Annotated in this window: 10 protein-coding genes, 1 tRNA gene and 3 pseudogenes; 8 read left to right on the forward strand and 6 right to left on the reverse strand. The window is 56.1% G+C overall.

The genetic code is table 11. The annotated features are described in order from the left end of the window. Positions 1-187 precede the first annotated feature (187 nt). Positions 188-2,329, forward strand: a complete 2,142-nt coding sequence (locus tag AC0L7S_RS15515; RefSeq protein ID WP_473471840.1) for a sodium-translocating pyrophosphatase — start codon at positions 188-190, stop codon at positions 2,327-2,329. Positions 2,330-2,579: 250 nt separating this feature from the next. Here the strand turns inward: AC0L7S_RS15515 and AC0L7S_RS15520 are convergent, their stop codons facing one another. Further along, positions 2,580-3,101, reverse strand: coding sequence for an outer membrane protein assembly factor BamE (locus AC0L7S_RS15520; RefSeq protein ID WP_473471841.1), 522 nt, complete (start codon positions 3,099-3,101; stop codon positions 2,580-2,582). 120 nt (positions 3,102-3,221) lie between these two features. Here AC0L7S_RS15520 and AC0L7S_RS15525 point away from each other — a divergent pair, with 120 nt between their 5' ends. The 7 genes and pseudogenes from AC0L7S_RS15525 (at position 3,222) to AC0L7S_RS15555 (ending at position 8,155) form a co-directional block, all read left to right on the forward strand. Then, on the forward strand, positions 3,222-3,767 hold the full coding sequence (locus AC0L7S_RS15525; RefSeq protein ID WP_473471842.1) for a ubiquinol-cytochrome C chaperone family protein: 546 nt from the start codon (positions 3,222-3,224) through the stop codon (positions 3,765-3,767). A gap of 12 nt (positions 3,768-3,779) precedes the next feature. Then, positions 3,780-4,355 carry a YceD family protein gene (locus AC0L7S_RS15530; protein ID WP_473471843.1) on the forward strand — a complete coding sequence of 192 codons (576 nt, stop codon included), beginning with the start codon at positions 3,780-3,782 and terminating at the stop codon, positions 4,353-4,355. A 75-nt stretch (positions 4,356-4,430) separates the two neighbouring features. Further along, entirely contained in the window at positions 4,431-5,516 is a 1,086-nt protein-coding gene (plsX, locus tag AC0L7S_RS15535; RefSeq protein ID WP_473471844.1) for a phosphate acyltransferase PlsX, read from the forward strand. Further along, positions 5,513-6,483 (forward strand): annotated as a pseudogene (locus AC0L7S_RS15540) (beta-ketoacyl-ACP synthase III). The gene plsX and the pseudogene AC0L7S_RS15540 overlap by 4 nt, the downstream one beginning before the upstream one ends. 104 nt (positions 6,484-6,587) lie before the next feature. After that, positions 6,588-6,908, forward strand: a pseudogene (locus AC0L7S_RS15545) (integration host factor subunit alpha); the annotation flags it as partial. 204 nt (positions 6,909-7,112) lie between these two features. Beyond that, positions 7,113-7,655: a MerR family transcriptional regulator gene (locus AC0L7S_RS15550; RefSeq protein ID WP_473471845.1), complete on the forward strand. Its 543-nt coding sequence runs from the start codon at positions 7,113-7,115 to the stop codon at positions 7,653-7,655. 197 nt (positions 7,656-7,852) lie between these two features. Next, complete coding sequence (locus AC0L7S_RS15555) at positions 7,853-8,155, forward strand: hypothetical protein (RefSeq protein WP_473471846.1); 303 nt, start codon at positions 7,853-7,855, stop codon at positions 8,153-8,155. Between the two features lie 128 nt (positions 8,156-8,283). Here the strand turns inward: AC0L7S_RS15555 and AC0L7S_RS15560 are convergent. From AC0L7S_RS15560 to AC0L7S_RS15580, 5 genes and pseudogenes are all read right to left on the reverse strand, one after another. After that, positions 8,284-8,360, reverse strand: a tRNA-Pro gene (locus AC0L7S_RS15560). Between the two features lie 209 nt (positions 8,361-8,569). Further along, the gene (locus AC0L7S_RS15565; RefSeq protein ID WP_473471847.1) at positions 8,570-9,907 is read right to left on the reverse strand and encodes an HlyD family type I secretion periplasmic adaptor subunit; all 1,338 of its coding nucleotides are present in this window, start codon (positions 9,905-9,907) and stop codon (positions 8,570-8,572) included. Continuing rightward, a pseudogene (locus AC0L7S_RS15570) lies at positions 9,904-12,112 on the reverse strand (type I secretion system permease/ATPase). Before AC0L7S_RS15570 ends, AC0L7S_RS15565 begins: the two are co-directional and overlap by 4 nt. Positions 12,113-12,305: 193 nt before the next feature. Next, positions 12,306-14,486 carry a hypothetical protein gene (locus tag AC0L7S_RS15575; RefSeq protein WP_473471848.1) on the reverse strand — a complete coding sequence of 727 codons (2,181 nt, stop codon included), beginning with the start codon at positions 14,484-14,486 and terminating at the stop codon, positions 12,306-12,308. Between the two features lie 116 nt (positions 14,487-14,602). Next, positions 14,603-16,162 (reverse strand): hypothetical protein, encoded by a 1,560-nt coding sequence (locus tag AC0L7S_RS15580; RefSeq protein ID WP_473471849.1) that lies wholly within the window; start codon positions 16,160-16,162, stop codon positions 14,603-14,605. Between the last annotated feature and the right edge of the window lie 24 nt (positions 16,163-16,186).

Raw genomic sequence — 16,186 nt, forward strand, 5'->3', positions numbered from 1 at the left:
TATGCACGCCTTTATCTAATCCTTTAGGGCGAAAACGGGGCAAAAACCGAACAATATCTTGACGTTCGCCGACCTGTTTCGCATAAGCCGCTTCGAATGATCGGAATCCGTGTGACGGAAAGCCGGTCTCGTCCCCATCGGTCCGGAGAGGGGTTCTTTCGGACCATTACTCGAGGAAACTCCGGCAATGACCATGCTTTACGTCGTCATCGCCTGCGGCCTGCTCTCTGTCGTGTACGCCATCTGGGCTACACAGTCGGTACTAGCTTCCGACCAAGGCAATGCGCGCATGCAGGAAATTTCAGCGGCTATCCGCGAAGGTGCGCAGGCTTATCTGACGCGCCAGTACACAACAATCGCCATCGTTGGTGTGGTGGTGCTTTTGCTTGCCTGGTGGCTGCTTTCCATCACGGCGGCAATCGGCTTCCTGATTGGCTCCGTGTTGTCGGGCGTCGCGGGCTTCATTGGCATGCATGTGTCGGTACGGGCCAATGTGCGAACCGCACAGGCTTCGTCCAACAGCCTCGCGGCAGGCCTTGATATCGCTTTCAAGTCCGGCGCGATCACCGGCATGCTGGTTGCCGGTCTCGCACTGCTTGGCGTTTCCGTTTATTATCTGGTTCTGACCGGCCCACTTGGTAATGCACCTGACAGCCGCGAAGTTGTCGATGCGTTGGTCTCGCTGGGCTTTGGCGCTTCGCTCATCTCGATCTTCGCGCGTCTCGGCGGCGGTATCTTCACCAAAGGTGCCGATGTCGGTGGCGATCTTGTCGGCAAGGTCGAAGCGGGCATTCCCGAAGATGATCCACGCAATCCGGCGACGATTGCCGATAATGTTGGCGATAATGTCGGCGACTGTGCGGGTATGGCGGCTGATTTGTTTGAAACCTATGCGGTGACCGTTGTTGCCACCATGGTTCTTGCCGCGATCTTCTTTGGCGGTGCGGCCAATCTTGCCGACGTGATGGCTTATCCGCTGGCGATCTGCGGTGCCTGCATCATCACTTCGATTGTTGGTACGTTCTTCGTCAAGCTCGGTGCAAACGGCTCGATCATGGGCGCACTATACAAGGGACTGATCGTTACCGGCCTATTGTCGATCGTCGGTCTGGGCGCCGCTACGTCGCTGACCATTGGCTGGGGTGAGATCGGTACTGTGGGCGGCATGTCCATTACCGGCCAGAACCTGTTCATCTGTGGTCTGATCGGCCTTCTGGTGACGGCACTCATCGTCGTCATCACGGAATACTATACGGCGACCGGGAAGCGTCCTGTCGTGTCGATCGCACAGGCTTCCGTTACCGGTCATGGCACAAACGTCATTCAGGGGCTGGCGGTTTCGCTGGAATCCACGGCTTTGCCTGCCATCGTCATTGTTGGCGGCATTATTGCCACATTCCAGTTTGCCGGTCTGTTCGGGACAGCGATTGCTGTGACGACGATGCTTGGCCTGGCCGGCATGATCGTGGCACTGGACGCTTTTGGCCCTGTCACCGACAATGCCGGTGGTATTGCCGAAATGGCTGGTCTGCCCAAGGAAGTGCGCCAGTCCACCGATGCGCTCGATGCGGTGGGCAACACAACCAAGGCTGTCACCAAGGGCTATGCAATTGGCTCGGCTGGTCTTGGCGCGCTTGTGTTGTTTGCGGCCTATTCGAACGATCTCCAGTATTTTGCGGCCAATGCCGAGAAATATCCGTACTTTGCCGACCTCGGCAAGGTCTCGTTCGACCTGTCGAACCCGTATGTTGTCGCTGGCCTGATCTTTGGCGGTCTCATCCCCTATCTGTTCGGCGGCATTGCCATGACGTCAGTGGGCCGTGCGGCAGGTGCAATCGTTGAGGAAGTGCGCAAGCAGTTCCGCGAGGATGCAGGCATCATGCAGGGAACATCCAAGCCCAACTATGCACGTGCGGTGGATATTCTCACCAAGGCGGCGATCAAGGAGATGATTGTTCCGTCGCTGCTGCCGGTTCTGGCACCGTTGGTCGTTTATTTCGGCGTGCTCATGATCTCCGGTTCCAAGGCTTCGGCCTTTGCGGCACTTGGTGCTTCGCTGCTCGGTGTTATCGTCAACGGCCTGTTTGTTGCGATTTCGATGACATCCGGTGGCGGTGCCTGGGACAATGCCAAAAAGTCCTTTGAAGATGGGTTCATCGACAAGGACGGCACCACGCATGAGAAGGGGTCCGAAGCCCACAAGGCTTCGGTGACTGGCGACACGGTTGGCGATCCGTATAAGGATACGGCTGGCCCGGCAGTCAACCCGGCGATCAAGATCACCAATATCGTGGCGCTGCTGTTGCTGGCGGTTCTGGCACACAGCTAGAGCAATTACCGGGAAAAGCGCGCAGCGGGTTTCCCGGAATTTAGTCAAAACAGATATTTGGAGCGGCTCAGAGAACCTATCAAGGGTTGAGCCGCTCCAAGAACCACCGATGGTTCAAATAAAAACCCGCGGATAATTTCCGCGGGTTTTTGGTTTGAAGCGGCCTGCTTTACAGTGAAGTGCAACCAAGCTCGTCGATTTTATGAAATTTGCGGTGGAAAACCGGCTTATAAATTTGCGATCGGCACTTTTACGAGCCGCCTAGCAAGCTGCCCGCGCCGCTCGGTGACAGTTTTCCGGCACCGCTGATGATTTGCGAAAGGAAGTTCTGGTCTTTGCCGCCTGTCGGTGTGGTGCGCGAAATGAAGTCGAACACCCTGCCATCCTTCAAGCCATAATTGGCGATATTGGTTACACGGCCATCGTCACCGAAATAGACGGCGAGGACATGTTGATCGACAAGCTTTGGCTTGGCAAAGGCAACCGCACGCTTGCGCGTCTGCGAGATGTAGTAGAAAACCTCATTGTCAAAGGTCGCGGTCGTTGAAGGCGTGCCGAGCGCCAGGAGAACCTGCTCACGGCTTGACCCGACGGGAACGAGGTCGATCGATTGCTGATCGATGACGTAGCCCTGGTGGAGCGTTTCACCCGGATTGACGTCGCCGAACATCTTTGACGTATTGCACCCCGAAAGTGCGGAGGCGAGAACGATTACCGACGCAATGCGAACGGAACCATACGAAAACGTTGACTTGCAATTCGACTCGCGCAACGACAACTCCATGTTATCAGCTTTGGGTGCCCGCTTGCGCGGGTTTGCAAAACCGGTAAACCAGCTTAGCGACCGATGCAACAAGGCAACCCCAACAAACAGCCCCGGAGACCGTCTTCAATGTTTGATCGCCTGTTTGGTCGCGAACGCCACGCTAACCGTGAAATCACCGAAGCGCTGTACGAACAAATCGTGGCGGCGGCGCGGCAGCCGATATTTTATTCAGATTGGAAGGTGCCGGATACGCCACTTGGGCGATTCGAGATGGTGTCGCTGCATATGTTCCTGTTTCAGCACCGCATGCATGGCGAAACCGGCGTCTCCGCGGACATTGCTCAAGTGCTGATCGACGATTTTTTTCAGGATGTCGAACATTCGCTGCGAGAATTGGGGATAGGCGACGTGGGCGTGCCTAAGCGTATGAAGAAGCTTGCCAGAATGTATTATGGGCGCACCGCTGCCTATGCGGATGCATTGGAGCATGATGACGATGACCGCGAGGCGTTGATGGCTGCCCTTGGGCGCAACATTATGCCGGATGCGGGTGATTGGCCGGAGGCAACTCACATTGTGCAGTATGTTTTGAACGCAAAGCATGTGCTGATATCACAGAAATCCGAGGCGATCTGTGCAGGCAAGTTGACCTTTCCTGCTGCAACGGTTTGAAGGTAGTCCGCGATGACGAAAGTAGATGAAAAAAGTGCGGTGTCGTTTGAGGCACATGTTGCCCGGCTCCCGCAAAATGGCTTGCCCGTAGTGATTGACGCGGACGAGGCGCAGCGCCAGCGGCTGGCGCGTGATCACGGATTGCTGTTGGTTGAAAATTACCACGTAGAATTGGTGCTAAGCGCCTGGAAGCGGCGTGGAATAAAGGTTTCCGGCACGCTCGAAGCCGACATAACCCAGACATGCGTGGTGTCGCTTGAACCGATCCGGACCCATATAGAGACGCAGGTCGAGGGGCTTTTTGCGCCTGACGGTTCCAAACTCGCACGGCCTGATGCAAATGAGGGTGGAGAGATCATGCTCGACGCCGAGGGGCCCGATGGCCCAGAGCCTTTTTCAGGCGATACGATCGATGTCGGAGCGTTTGCAGAGCAGTTTTTCGGACTCGAAATTGATCCCTATCCACGAAAACTAGGAGCTTGCCTTGACATTGCCGAAGGCGAAGGGGCACTCGAGAGCGAATTCCAGAAAAAGCTGCGTGTGCTGCTTGCAAATTCGGGAAACCAGGGTCGCTCTCAGAAAAGGTAGTTGTATGACAGTTCAAAACCGCTATTTTCGCCGGGCATCGCTTGCGAGCAAATTGAACCGTGAGATAATTACCGCGTGATCAGAATATCCATTGATGCCATGGGCGGAGATCACGGCGCGAGCGTGGTTATCCCGGCACTCATGGCGGTTGCGACCCGCCGCCCCGATATACGTTTCATCATTTATGGGCGTGAGGATGTCGTGCGGCCAGAATTGGACAAGTTTCCAAAACTGGCGCAGGTGAGCGAGTTCGTGGATTGCGAAGTCGTCGTCAAGATGGACGACAAGCCAAGCCAGGCTTTACGCCACGGTCGCTGGAAGTCTTCGATGTGGAAGGCCATCGAGGCGGTCAAGAACGGCACGGCAGATGCTTGTATCTCGGCGGGCAACACCGGTGCGCTGATGGCAATGGCGAAATTCTGCCTTCGTACCATGGCAAGTATTGACCGTCCGGCGATTGCCGCGATCTGGCCGAATCTGCGCGGTGAAAGTGTCGTTCTGGACGTTGGGGCCACCATTGGTGCGGACGCGCATCAATTGATCGATTTCTCCATATTGGGCACGGGCATGGCACGCTCGATCTTCGGGATCGAACGTCCGAGCGTTGGTTTGCTCAATGTCGGTGTCGAGGAGATCAAGGGCCAGGAAGAGGTCAAGGAGGCCGGGCGCATGTTGCGCGAGGCTGATTTGGCCTCAATGAACTATCATGGTTTTGTGGAGGGTGACGATATTGGCAAGGGTACGGTCGATGTCGTGGTGACAGAGGGCTTTTCCGGCAATATCGCACTCAAGACTGCGGAAGGCACGGCACGGCAGATTTCGGGCTATCTGAGGGCTGCCATGAGCCGCACCCTGATGGCGCGAATCGGTTATTTTTTCGCCAAGGGGGCGTTTGATCTGCTGCGCGAAAAGATGGATGTCAGCCGTTCCAATGGCGGTGTTTTCCTTGGATTGAATGGCATCGTCGTCAAAAGCCATGGCGGTGCCGACTCAGCAGGTTTTGCTGCTGCGGTTGAACTTGGCTACGATATGGTTCGCAATGGCCTGCTTCATAATATCGAAGCTGACCTCGACTTGTTCCACGCGCGAAATCCTCATAAGCAAGCAATAGCAAACCCCGCCGTCGATACCGACGAAGCCGGACAGGAAAAAGAACTTTGATCAGATCAATTGTGCGCGGTACTGGCTCCGCGCTGCCGCGCCGCATCATGAAGAATGCCGATTTTGAAGGCATGGTCGAGACTTCCGACGAATGGATCGCCCAACGAACGGGAATTCGTCAACGCCATATTGCGGCCGACGATGAGACAACGGCCTCGCTTGGGGAGGCTGCAGCCCGTGCAGCGCTTGCCAATGCGGGTCTGACGCCGGACGATATAGACCTGATCGTTCTGGCAACCTCGACACCCAACAACACATTTCCTGCGACCGCCGTCGAAATTCAACAACGGCTTGGCATGCAACATGGTTTTGCTTTTGACATGCAGGCTGTGTGCTCCGGTTTCGTCTATGCGGTGACGACAGCCGATCTCTATATTCGTGGCGGGCAGGCCAAGCGGGTTCTGGTCATCGGGGCCGAAACATTTTCCCGCATTCTTGACTGGAGCGACCGTTCGACGTGCGTTTTGTTTGGTGACGGGGCAGGTGCGCTCGTGTTGGAATCAAGCGAAGGCGAGGGCACGGTTGCCGAGCGCGGTATCTTGGCGGCAAGCCTTCGTTCCGACGGTACTCATAAGGAAAAGCTCTTTGTCGATGGTGGCCCTTCGACGACGGGCACTGTCGGCCATCTGAGGATGGAGGGGCGCGAGGTCTTCAAACATGCCGTGGGCATGATTACCGACGTTATCGAGGCGACATTTTCGCAAGCTGGCATCACCGCTGACGATCTGGACTGGTTCGTGCCGCATCAGGCCAACAAGCGCATTATTGATGCCTCTGCCAAGAAACTCGGTATCGCTGAAGAAAAAGTGGTTATAACCGTTGATCTTCACGGCAATACGTCGGCAGCGTCGGTACCGCTTGCGCTGTCGATTGCAGCGGCGGATGGACGCATAAAGCGCGGCGATCTGGTGCTTTTGGAAGCGATGGGGGTGGATTTACCTGGGGTGCCGTTCTGGTGCGCTGGTAAGTGCGTTGAAGATCAGTTCGGTCCTTGACCTAGGCGGATCAATTACTTAGTTTCGTCCGTTGTTTGTATTGATTGAATTTTTTAGCTGATGGGACGGTTATAATGGGGGAAAGACACTTACGCGTGCTGACCTTGCCGAGGCTGTATACCGCAAAGTCGGCTTGTCGCGCACAGAGTCGGCCGAACTTGTGGAAGCAGTGCTTGACGAGATTTGCGAGGCGATCGTGCGTGGCGAGACAGTGAAATTGTCATCGTTTGCCACTTTTCATGTGCGCTCCAAGAATGAGCGCATTGGCCGCAATCCGAAAACCGGTGAAGAAGTGCCGATTTTGCCGCGCCGGGTGATGACGTTCAAAGCTTCCAATGTGCTTAAGAGCCGTATCTTGCGAGCCCATCAGAACGGCAAGGCGAGGGACGACAAATAGGCTGGTTTGTTGCCACTAAAGCGCGGTGGAAAAGCTTGTCTGCTTTTGGCGGCGGCAGTTAAAATTATTCCCTGAACGATAGAATTGAGGCATTGTTCGCGCGTTAGCGAGGACTTTCCGGCTGATTCTCTGTATTCTGGGGCACCAGGTGCAGGGACCGAGTTCATTCTTGCCGATCGTGCTCCAACCAGCGAGGAGTTGCCCATGGAAAAGAGCCCTGATGCGTTCCGCACGATAAGTGAGGTTGCCGAGGATCTTGACCTGCCACAGCATGTGTTGCGGTTTTGGGAGACGCGCTTCACGCAAATCAAGCCGATGAAGCGAGGCGGGGGACGTCGCTATTATCGCCCGCAGGATGTCGACCTTATCAAAGGCATTCGGCATATGCTTTACGAGCAGGGCTACACGATCAAGGGTGTGCAGAAATTGCTGCGCGAGAATGGCAATCAGTTTCTGGTTGCCATTGGCAGCGGAGACATGGCCGCTGTAGAGGCGATAGCACAGCGAAAACAGGCCGATGCGGTTACGCTTACATCTGCGACACAGCCACGCGCGGGTGACGACGAGATGTTGGTCGGGCAACCGAAGGTAAAGCCCAGCCGCCGCTTTTTTGGCATTGGCAAGAACGAAGAAGACGGTCCCGTTCAGGCCGACAGCGGCAAGCTCACGCGTGACAACCGTGCTCTCTTGCAAGAAACATTGTTTGATCTGCTTGAGTGCAAGCGGCTGCTCGATCAGGTTCGCTAAATCACAGTGATTTAGGATCGAACCGGTCCAAAGTCATGAACGTGGTCGATTCCGATGGTCAAGAGCGGGATGCGGGCCGAGACGGGGGTTCACTTTTCCTCATCCCACTTCAGGCGGGTGAGCCACAGGCCAAGACTGGAACAATACCACGTGTCATTCGTTTGTATTTCTTCACTATGCAGATGAAGGAATATGGAATGACCGTGTTTTCTCCGATAGCCAATTCAGATATTGAAAAGCAGATTGCAAGCCTGTCCAGAGAATTGGCAGGTTTGAAGAAAACTGTGTCCAGGCGCAGCGGCACATATGTCGAGGATGGCCGTGAGGCTGTGTCGGACTATTATTCCGATATGGTGGACAAGGTCAGCGAAAATCTTCCCGCGCTTGGTCGGCGTGCAAAAGCGATCGAGAACAGGGCACGTGACAATCCGGCCGCGACGGCGGCTGTCGGTCTGGCCGCGTTGAGTCTATTCGCCATGTTCGTGTTCAGCAGGCGCTGACGGGATTATCGGGTTTTACGCAATCGCAGGGGACAGCCGCAACCGCAGGGGAAAGCCGCCGGGTGCTTTTCCTCGAATTGCTTGAAGGTGATTGTGAAGTTGAACCCTGCTGGGTGGCGGGGCATTAATGGTCGGAGTGGCGGGATTCGAACCCACGACCCCTTGACCCCCAGTCAAGTGCGCTACCGGGCTGCGCTACACTCCGGACCGCGAAAAGCCTTATATTCTGTATGGTTGCGGTGCAAGTCCTAAATCCAACCTTTGGCTTATAACTGGCTGTTTGCACCAGTTTGGATGAGCGGCCGACAAAAGCGCCTCGCAGGTCGTGTTCAATTCGATGATTTCGTTCTGTGCCGCTCAAATCATTTCGGCATTTGGGGCGCGATATATGTCTGCCGCGCGATTATCTTTGTCTTACCGTTCTGCAAAGGCGCGCGACATGCTTTCGCGAATAGGCTTGGTCAAATAATCGAGGAAGGTACGCTCTGCCGTCTCGATCATGATTTCGACCGGCATGCCAGGTGTCGCGGAAAAGCCAGGAATTCGCGAAAGTTCCTTGGGTGAGAGTTCAATGCGCGCGAGATAGACCTCGGCGTTTGGAGCGCTTGGATCTTTCAAGGCATCTGCCGACACATAATAGACGTCGCCATTGAGGATCGGTGTGGTGCGACGATTGAGTGCGACGAGCGAAATGGTGGCTTTTTGACCGGGCTTTACAGCATCGATGTCCTTGCGCTGTATCTGCGTCTCGATAATCAGCGGGACGTCCGAGGGTAGTATTTCGAGGATTTTCTTGCCGCTTTCAATGACCCCGCCACCGGTATGATAATACATTCGCACGACAGTGCCGGTGACTGGAGCGTTGATGGTCGAACGCTGCATCAAGTTCTGGGCTTGGCGCGCTTCCTCGCGGATGGTGTCGAGATCGCCTTGTTCGGTTTGCAATTCATCCAGTGATTTTTGATTGAGTTCGCCAATCGTTTGACTGATCTGCTGATTGAATTTTTGAATTTGCGCGTTGGTTTCCGAGACTTCCGAGTCCAGGCGTCCGATCTGTCCTGTCGCATCTGCCATGGCGCGCTGGATGGCGTTCACTTCGGTTTTACGAATGAGACCTTGGGAAAGGAGCTTCATCTTGCCGGTGAATTCCTCCTTGAGGAAGGCAAGCTGGTCGATCATCGAATCCTTTTGCCGTTGAAAGCCTTCGACGCGAAACTTCAACGATTCGATATTCTGTTTCAGGAGACCGACTTCACTCTCCATCCGGTTTTGGGCGGATTTGAATGTCGCCAACTGACCTTTGACGATGGAGGCGATATCGCTATCGCCTTTGTTTTCGGTGATGATTTTCGGAAAATCGACTTCGGAGAGGCCCGCGACCTGAGCGGAGAGCCTCGCAATATTCGCCTCCAGCCGCGCCTGCCGCAAAAACAGCTGGCGCTGTTTAACCTGCGCGACAATACCGTCAAGGCGGATCAGCGGTTGACCGGCGGTGACATGGTCGCCTTCACTGACGAGCAACTCCTGAATAATACCGCCTTCCAGATGCTGGATGACCTTGTTTTCGCCTGTCGCAACAAAGCTGCCAGCGCTGATGACGGCTGCGGCCAAAGGTGCCGTGGCTGCCCATGTGCCGAAGCCGCCGAATGCAACCAGAACCAATATCAACCCGTATATTGCATGTTTCCTGATCGAGCGTGGCACGTCAGTGAACCATTCAATGTCATGGACATGGGCAACGCTGGTGCTCATTGGACTGCCTGTGGAGATTGATGGGCTACACGGTTGTTTCCATTCACGTTATTATATGGTGCGAGCGCCTTGAGCACGTCCTGGCGATATCCGAACATGGAAACGGTGCCGTTTGCCAAGAGCAGAATTTTGTCGACGCTGTTCAGCAAGGATGGTCGCTGCGTGATCGTGATAACCGTTATTTTTTCCTTTTTGGCATGATCGAGCGCTCGCAGGAGCGCGGCATCGCCTGCACCGTCAAGGTTGGAATTCGGTTCATCCAATACGACCAGACGCGGGCTGCCGAAGAAAGCGCGGGCGAGCGCGATGCGCTGTTTCTGGCCCCCGGACAAGGGGGAGCCATCGGAGGCAACGACTGTCTCGTAACCTTGCGCGAAGGTCGATATCAATTCGTGGACATCGGCGAGTGTAGCCGCCTTGAAGATGTCCTCGTCACTTGCATCATCGCGCATCCGTCCGATGTTGGCTTTGATGGTGCCGGGGAAAAGTTGAACATCCTGCGGCAGATAGCCGATGTTTTCGCCGAACTGGCGCTGATCCCAATTGCGAAGGTCCATGAGATCCAAACGTACATTGCCCGATGTCGGCAAGATTGAGCCAACCAACATCTTGCCAAGCGTGGTTTTGCCTGCACCGGAATCGCCGATCACTGCCAAGGATCTCGCCGGGTGCGAGCGAGAAGGTGATGCCGTTTAACACGACCCGCTTGGTGCCTTGCGGCACAAATAGCAACCGCTCGACATCGAGCCGACCCTGCGGTTTTGGAAGCTTCAAACGTTCGAAGTTCAGCGGCGAACCGCGCAACAATGCAGCGATGCGCTGATAAGCCGAGCGGGTATTGAGAAATTGATGCCAGCCTTCAATGGCGCCTTCGACCGGGGCGAGGGCGCGTCCGGCGATGATGGAGGCGGCAATGACCATGCCGCCGGTCAAATGGCCTTGAATGGCGAGATACGCTCCCCAACCCAACATTGCCACCTGGGTAAGCATGCGAACGCCTTTGGAGACGGAGGCGGACATGACGTTGCGGTCTTGCGCAATAACCTGTGACTTGAGTGATCCGGCGGTATCCATCCCCCAAATTTTTACGGCTTCGGGGATCATCGCCAGCGCATTGATGATCTGGGAATTGCGAGACATGGAATCCAGATGCAAATTGGCTTTGCTCTGGAAATTGCCCGCATCGTGAAAAGGACCGGCAGTGAGGCGCTGATTGATGACGGCGATGACGAGCAGCAGAAGCGCTGAAATCACCACGATGTAGCCGAGATGTGGATGCACGAGGAAAACCGCCAGCATGAAAAGTGGCGCGAGCGGCGCATCCAGGAAAGAAAGCAGCGTGCCCGATACGAGGAAGGCCCGCAATTGCTGCAAGTCGCCAAGTGTCTGATATTCGCGCCCGTTGCTGTGAAGCGAGGCGCGTGCCGCAGCACCGAGGATGGACGATCCCAATTGAGCCGCGACTTCAACTGCCGTTCTCATCAGAATAAAACGGCGGATGGCGTCCAGTACGGCGTTCAGTATGACCGCACCAGCGATCAGAATGGTCAGCATGACAAGCGTATCGACTGACCGGCTGGTCAGCACCCGATCGGAAATCTGGAACAGATAGACGGGAATGGCCAGAACGAGAATATTCGTGGCAACCGTAAATGCCATAACGACCATGAGATTGCGCCGAACGGCTTTTACACCGGCCTTGAGATTGTCGGCGAGATTGATCGTGCCGAGACGGCGGTGGAAAACATCCGCGGGATGGGTGGCCGGCTTTTTAATTTCGACGGCTTTGCGGTTCTTTTCCGATGGCGCATTGTCGGCCTTGATCGGATCTGCGTCGCCATCAATCGATTTTAGACCACCGGCGGAAATCGGCGTTTCAACATGCTGTTCTTCTGGTTCTTCGATCGCGAACTGTGGACGATCTTCCAGATCGCCAGATGATGTGTCCGGGCCAGATGGTATTGCGGCTGTCTGTTCGGGGGTGTCGTCATTTCCCTCAAACTCCTGCGGTGCTGGAGTATCTGGCTCAGACGAGGCCTCATCGCTCGCGCTTGTATCACCGTCTTCGTCATCAGTATCGGTATCGACCTCAACCGTTTCGGCCGGTTTTTCAGTCTCAGTGTGAACCTCGGTTGCCGGTTCATTCGGGGTGTTTTCACGGATAAGGACGTCGGCATCCAATTCGCGGTGAGAACTTTTCCTCAAGCCGGCTGCGATGCGGTCGATCTCGGCCATCAGAACTTCAAACGAGGTGTTAAGCTCGTCCACAGGTGCTGTTATGAAATCCGCAGATGCGCTTTCATCATGATATGACCGCCCATCGACTGCCGATGCAGTCGCGGTCGCTCCCTTGGTGTCGCCGACATGCTTATTCATTGTCTTCGCGAAAGCTCTTTCGTTATGACAAGACGGATTGCATTATGTCGCTATGACCGGGGTGTATGCCAATATCGTCTTTCAGGGGTGTTGATGTTTCCTGATGGCCCGTTTGAAGCATATCGTCGGCGAGAAACGCTACGGCCTCGTTGACCAGATGATCGCCATTGTTCACCTCCAGCACGTGATCGGTCCTTATGATGTCGGTTTGGACGAGAAGCTCATCTGAATAGTGCTCGCCGCCAAAATAGGTCTTGCCAAGCGGATCGACGCTGGTGATCTGCGCTGTATTGATAAGGGCGTTAGAGCCGGTGGTGATCGACCATGCCGCATCTTCGGCGATGTTGGCTGTCTGCATCGTCGCCGCGATCTGATCAGCGTCGCCCAACACATTGGTCTGTTGAATATATTGCAGATCGTAGATGCTGCCGGAGATGTAGAGAACCTTGATCCCGATAAGCCCCAGAAACGCGCTATCGGTGAGTACGCTGGAGGTGAGCGCCTTGTTGCCTCCAGAAAAGTCATCAATTGCGCCCTGGAACGCGTTGGGCATCTGCGATGCGGTGCCGCTGCCGATGTTGGTGATCTGTGCTTCGTTCCAAAGGAGATTGTCGCTGGTCGACAATGAACCCTGACCAGATGTGTGGAAACCGGGGATGCCCCCAACTACATCGTCATCCAGCAGAATGTTCGTTTGCGAAATGATGTTGGCATTGAAGTAATTGCCGCCAACCAGAATGAGGTCGTAGTGATTTCCCAGGTCAGCGATGGACAGTGCATTGATTGTCTGGTTTGCGCCGGTGCCGATTATCGAGGTAACGCCAGCCGACGATGATGCGATGACCATATCGTTGTCGATGACGAAATTGTGCTGCTGAACCCAGTTCAGGGAAACGAAGTCGCCGGAGATTTCAGTAACCGCCCAAGCTCTTGGGAACATCATCTGGCCGTCATCGGTGGCTGCGTCATCGTGACTGACGATTTCCGACTGCTTGATCGAGGCGATGTTGAAGGCGTTGCTCGAATGACTGGCTGAAGCACCCCAACCGGACATGCTGGCACCGACTGAATCCGAGTCGCTCCAGGCATTCACCTGAACGATTGCGCTGAGATTGAAGTGGTTGCCGGCGACAGCAACGACATTTCCTTGCAAGGCATTGTTGATCAGCGACGCCGAATTGACCAGAGCATTGGTGCCCGTGTTGATTTCGACGGAGGTGGAGAGGCCCGAGCCACCTTGCCCCTGGACTGCGCCAGATACCGCGCTCACGCCTAGCCCAAGAACAAAGTTGGCGCTTCCAACTGGACCGCTGTCAACGGAATCCTGAGCGTCAGGCGCATCCGCATTTTCTTTGACCAGAGGTGAAGCTGCGGGAAGGTTGTCGTCAAGTTTGGGAGCCTCGGCAACTTCCTTGCCGTTCACGTACAGGGCACCGCTTGTTGGGCTTTCGACTGCCGCGACATGAGTTTCAGTCGATGTTCCATCGGCGTGATTTTCGATATTTGTGGCGCTGGTAATGACGGGACCGTCAGTCGTCTCTTGGTGCGTCGAAGTATCCAGCGCCTGATCGGAGCTTTTCAGTTCCGCGATGAAGGCGTTGATGGAATCGGCTGAATCGGTGATGAACAAGCCGATATCGTCTGCCGAACCCAATCCGCCTGGCGGAGGGGTGAGTTGGAACCCATCGGCTTGATCGGCCAGTGTTGCCAAGGTTGCGTTGGCATTGACGATCGAACTGAAAATGGCATCGCTGCCGCTGGTGTTGACGAAATCGTTGTCAAACAGGTTGTTTTCCTGAAGGACTCGGCTCGCCACCGAGCCTGGCGGATCTATTTCCAGCACCTTGCTGCTCGATGAATTGGTGTGGTGCAGATAGTGCTTGGGGACATAGCCCGGATAAATACCAAGTTGCGCGTGCGCTGATTCCGGGACCATCACCGGCAGGTAGGCCGGTGTGCTGTGCGGTATGAACGGTTCCAACGGCCGCGCGGCCGGCACGTAATGCAGGCCCGGTTCCGGGTCGTCGAGCGTGTATGGTGACTGGAAGGAAATTGGTGCGTGATCGTCTTGTGGCGCAATGTCTTGATGTGCGCGCACCGCAACGAATTTGAGATAGTCATCGCGCATCCGGTTCTGTTCAGATGCAATCTGAAACAGCCCGACGAAGTGGGCGATTGCCTCGGTGATTCTGTCCAGATGCACGGAATCATCCTTTGGTTTTTACGTTGCTCCCAGTTTGGCCGGGACTTTTGGTGTCGAAGGCGGCTACGCGGAGAGAATTCCGCGTAGCCGGTATTCAGTTAGCCGGATTTAGTGGCTCAGGAGTCGTCGCCACCGGTGTCGACGTTATAGTCACCACCAACGACGGTCTGGCTGAGCAGATTTTCCATCATGTTGGCACCCATGACGATGCTCTGGTTGAACGCTGTCGTATCGATGATTGCGTCAGCCGAAGCTTCGGACAGGCCGTTGACATAGGTGTCGCCAATATTGTGGGAGCCCCACATTCCTGCATCACCACCGCCAGCGCCGTCGCCGTTGGTTATCATGCCGCCCATGCCGCCGTGACCGCCATTGCCACCGGTGGCTGCGCCACCCATGCCGTCGCCAGCCACTGGAACAACGATGGTATCGCCGCCCCATGCCATGCCGCCGTTACCGCCGTCACCGCCGAGGCCAGCGCCGATGCCGAAGCCAGCGCCGTTACCGCCACCAAGGCCGAGAGAAGCAGCGTCGCCGCCATTCCCGCTGTCGCCGCCGGAGCCACCGTTTCCAGCGTCTCCGCCTTCGCCATTACCGAGGCCAAGCGAAAGTGCATCGCCAACGGCGCCTGATGTTCCATCACCGCTGTTGCCGCCTTCGCCATTGCCGCCGCCAAGGCCGAGGGCATTGCCGCTATCGCCGCCATTAACAGCGCCGCTTTGACCACCAGTTCCGGTACCAGTTCCTGTACCCGCACCAGAGGTGTTCGAGCCAGCGCCGCCGGTGTTGTTGCCATCGGTGTCACCACCGACGCCAACGCCTACACCAACCAGGCCGAGGCCAAGACCGGCAGCATCGCCACCATCAGAGCCTGCAGCACCGCCTTCGCCGCCTTGTGCGCCGGAAGCACCGCCACCGAGGCCAGCAGCGTCGCCACCATTGCTGGTGCCGCCATTGCCGCCATTGCCGCTACCAGCAGCACCGAGGCCAAGGCCTGCCGCATCACCGGCATCGCCGGAGTCAGCTGTACCTGAAGCGCCACCAAGTGCGCCTGAGAGACCAAGACCTGCGCCAATGCCGCCGTCGCCGGAGGAGTTGCCACCTGTCGAATTACCACTCTGAGCGCCCTGTGCGCCAGAAAGACCAAGGCCTACACCTAGGCCGGTGCCTGAGCCGGTTCCGGTCCCTGCGCCGCCACCGGCGCCATTTCCTGAAGTCGTATCGCCGCCCGCGGCTGCCCCGATCGCGCTGCCCCCAACGCCGAGACCTGCCACATTGACGCTATGGCCGCCTGCCGCGCCATCTGCGGAACCGCCGCCGCCGCCTGCACCGCCAGCACCACCGGTTGCCGAGAGTCCATCAGCTGATGTTGCAGTTCCAGCAGTGGCGTCGCCATTCTGTTCGAAAGTACCGTCGTTCGAGACATTTGCGCGGCCAAGATGGTCGTTGTCATCCAGATTGTTAACCTGAGCGACTGACAGGGCAGAATCGTTGCCTGCACCCGTAAGCGAACCATTCAGGAAGTCGTTGAAGGATGCGCCATCGCCGGGATTGTAGAAGATCTGGCCGTCATGATTGACCAGCATCTGATCGACCCGGGCACCGCCACTCATGTCGATATCGGCGAAATCGTCATCGCTGGGCTCGTAGCCGGTCAGGTCAAGCGAAACATCCACGGTCGTTTTCGTGGTGTTTGTGTT

The sequence above is a fragment of the Mesorhizobium sp. G2-6-1 genome (assembly GCF_055809095.1).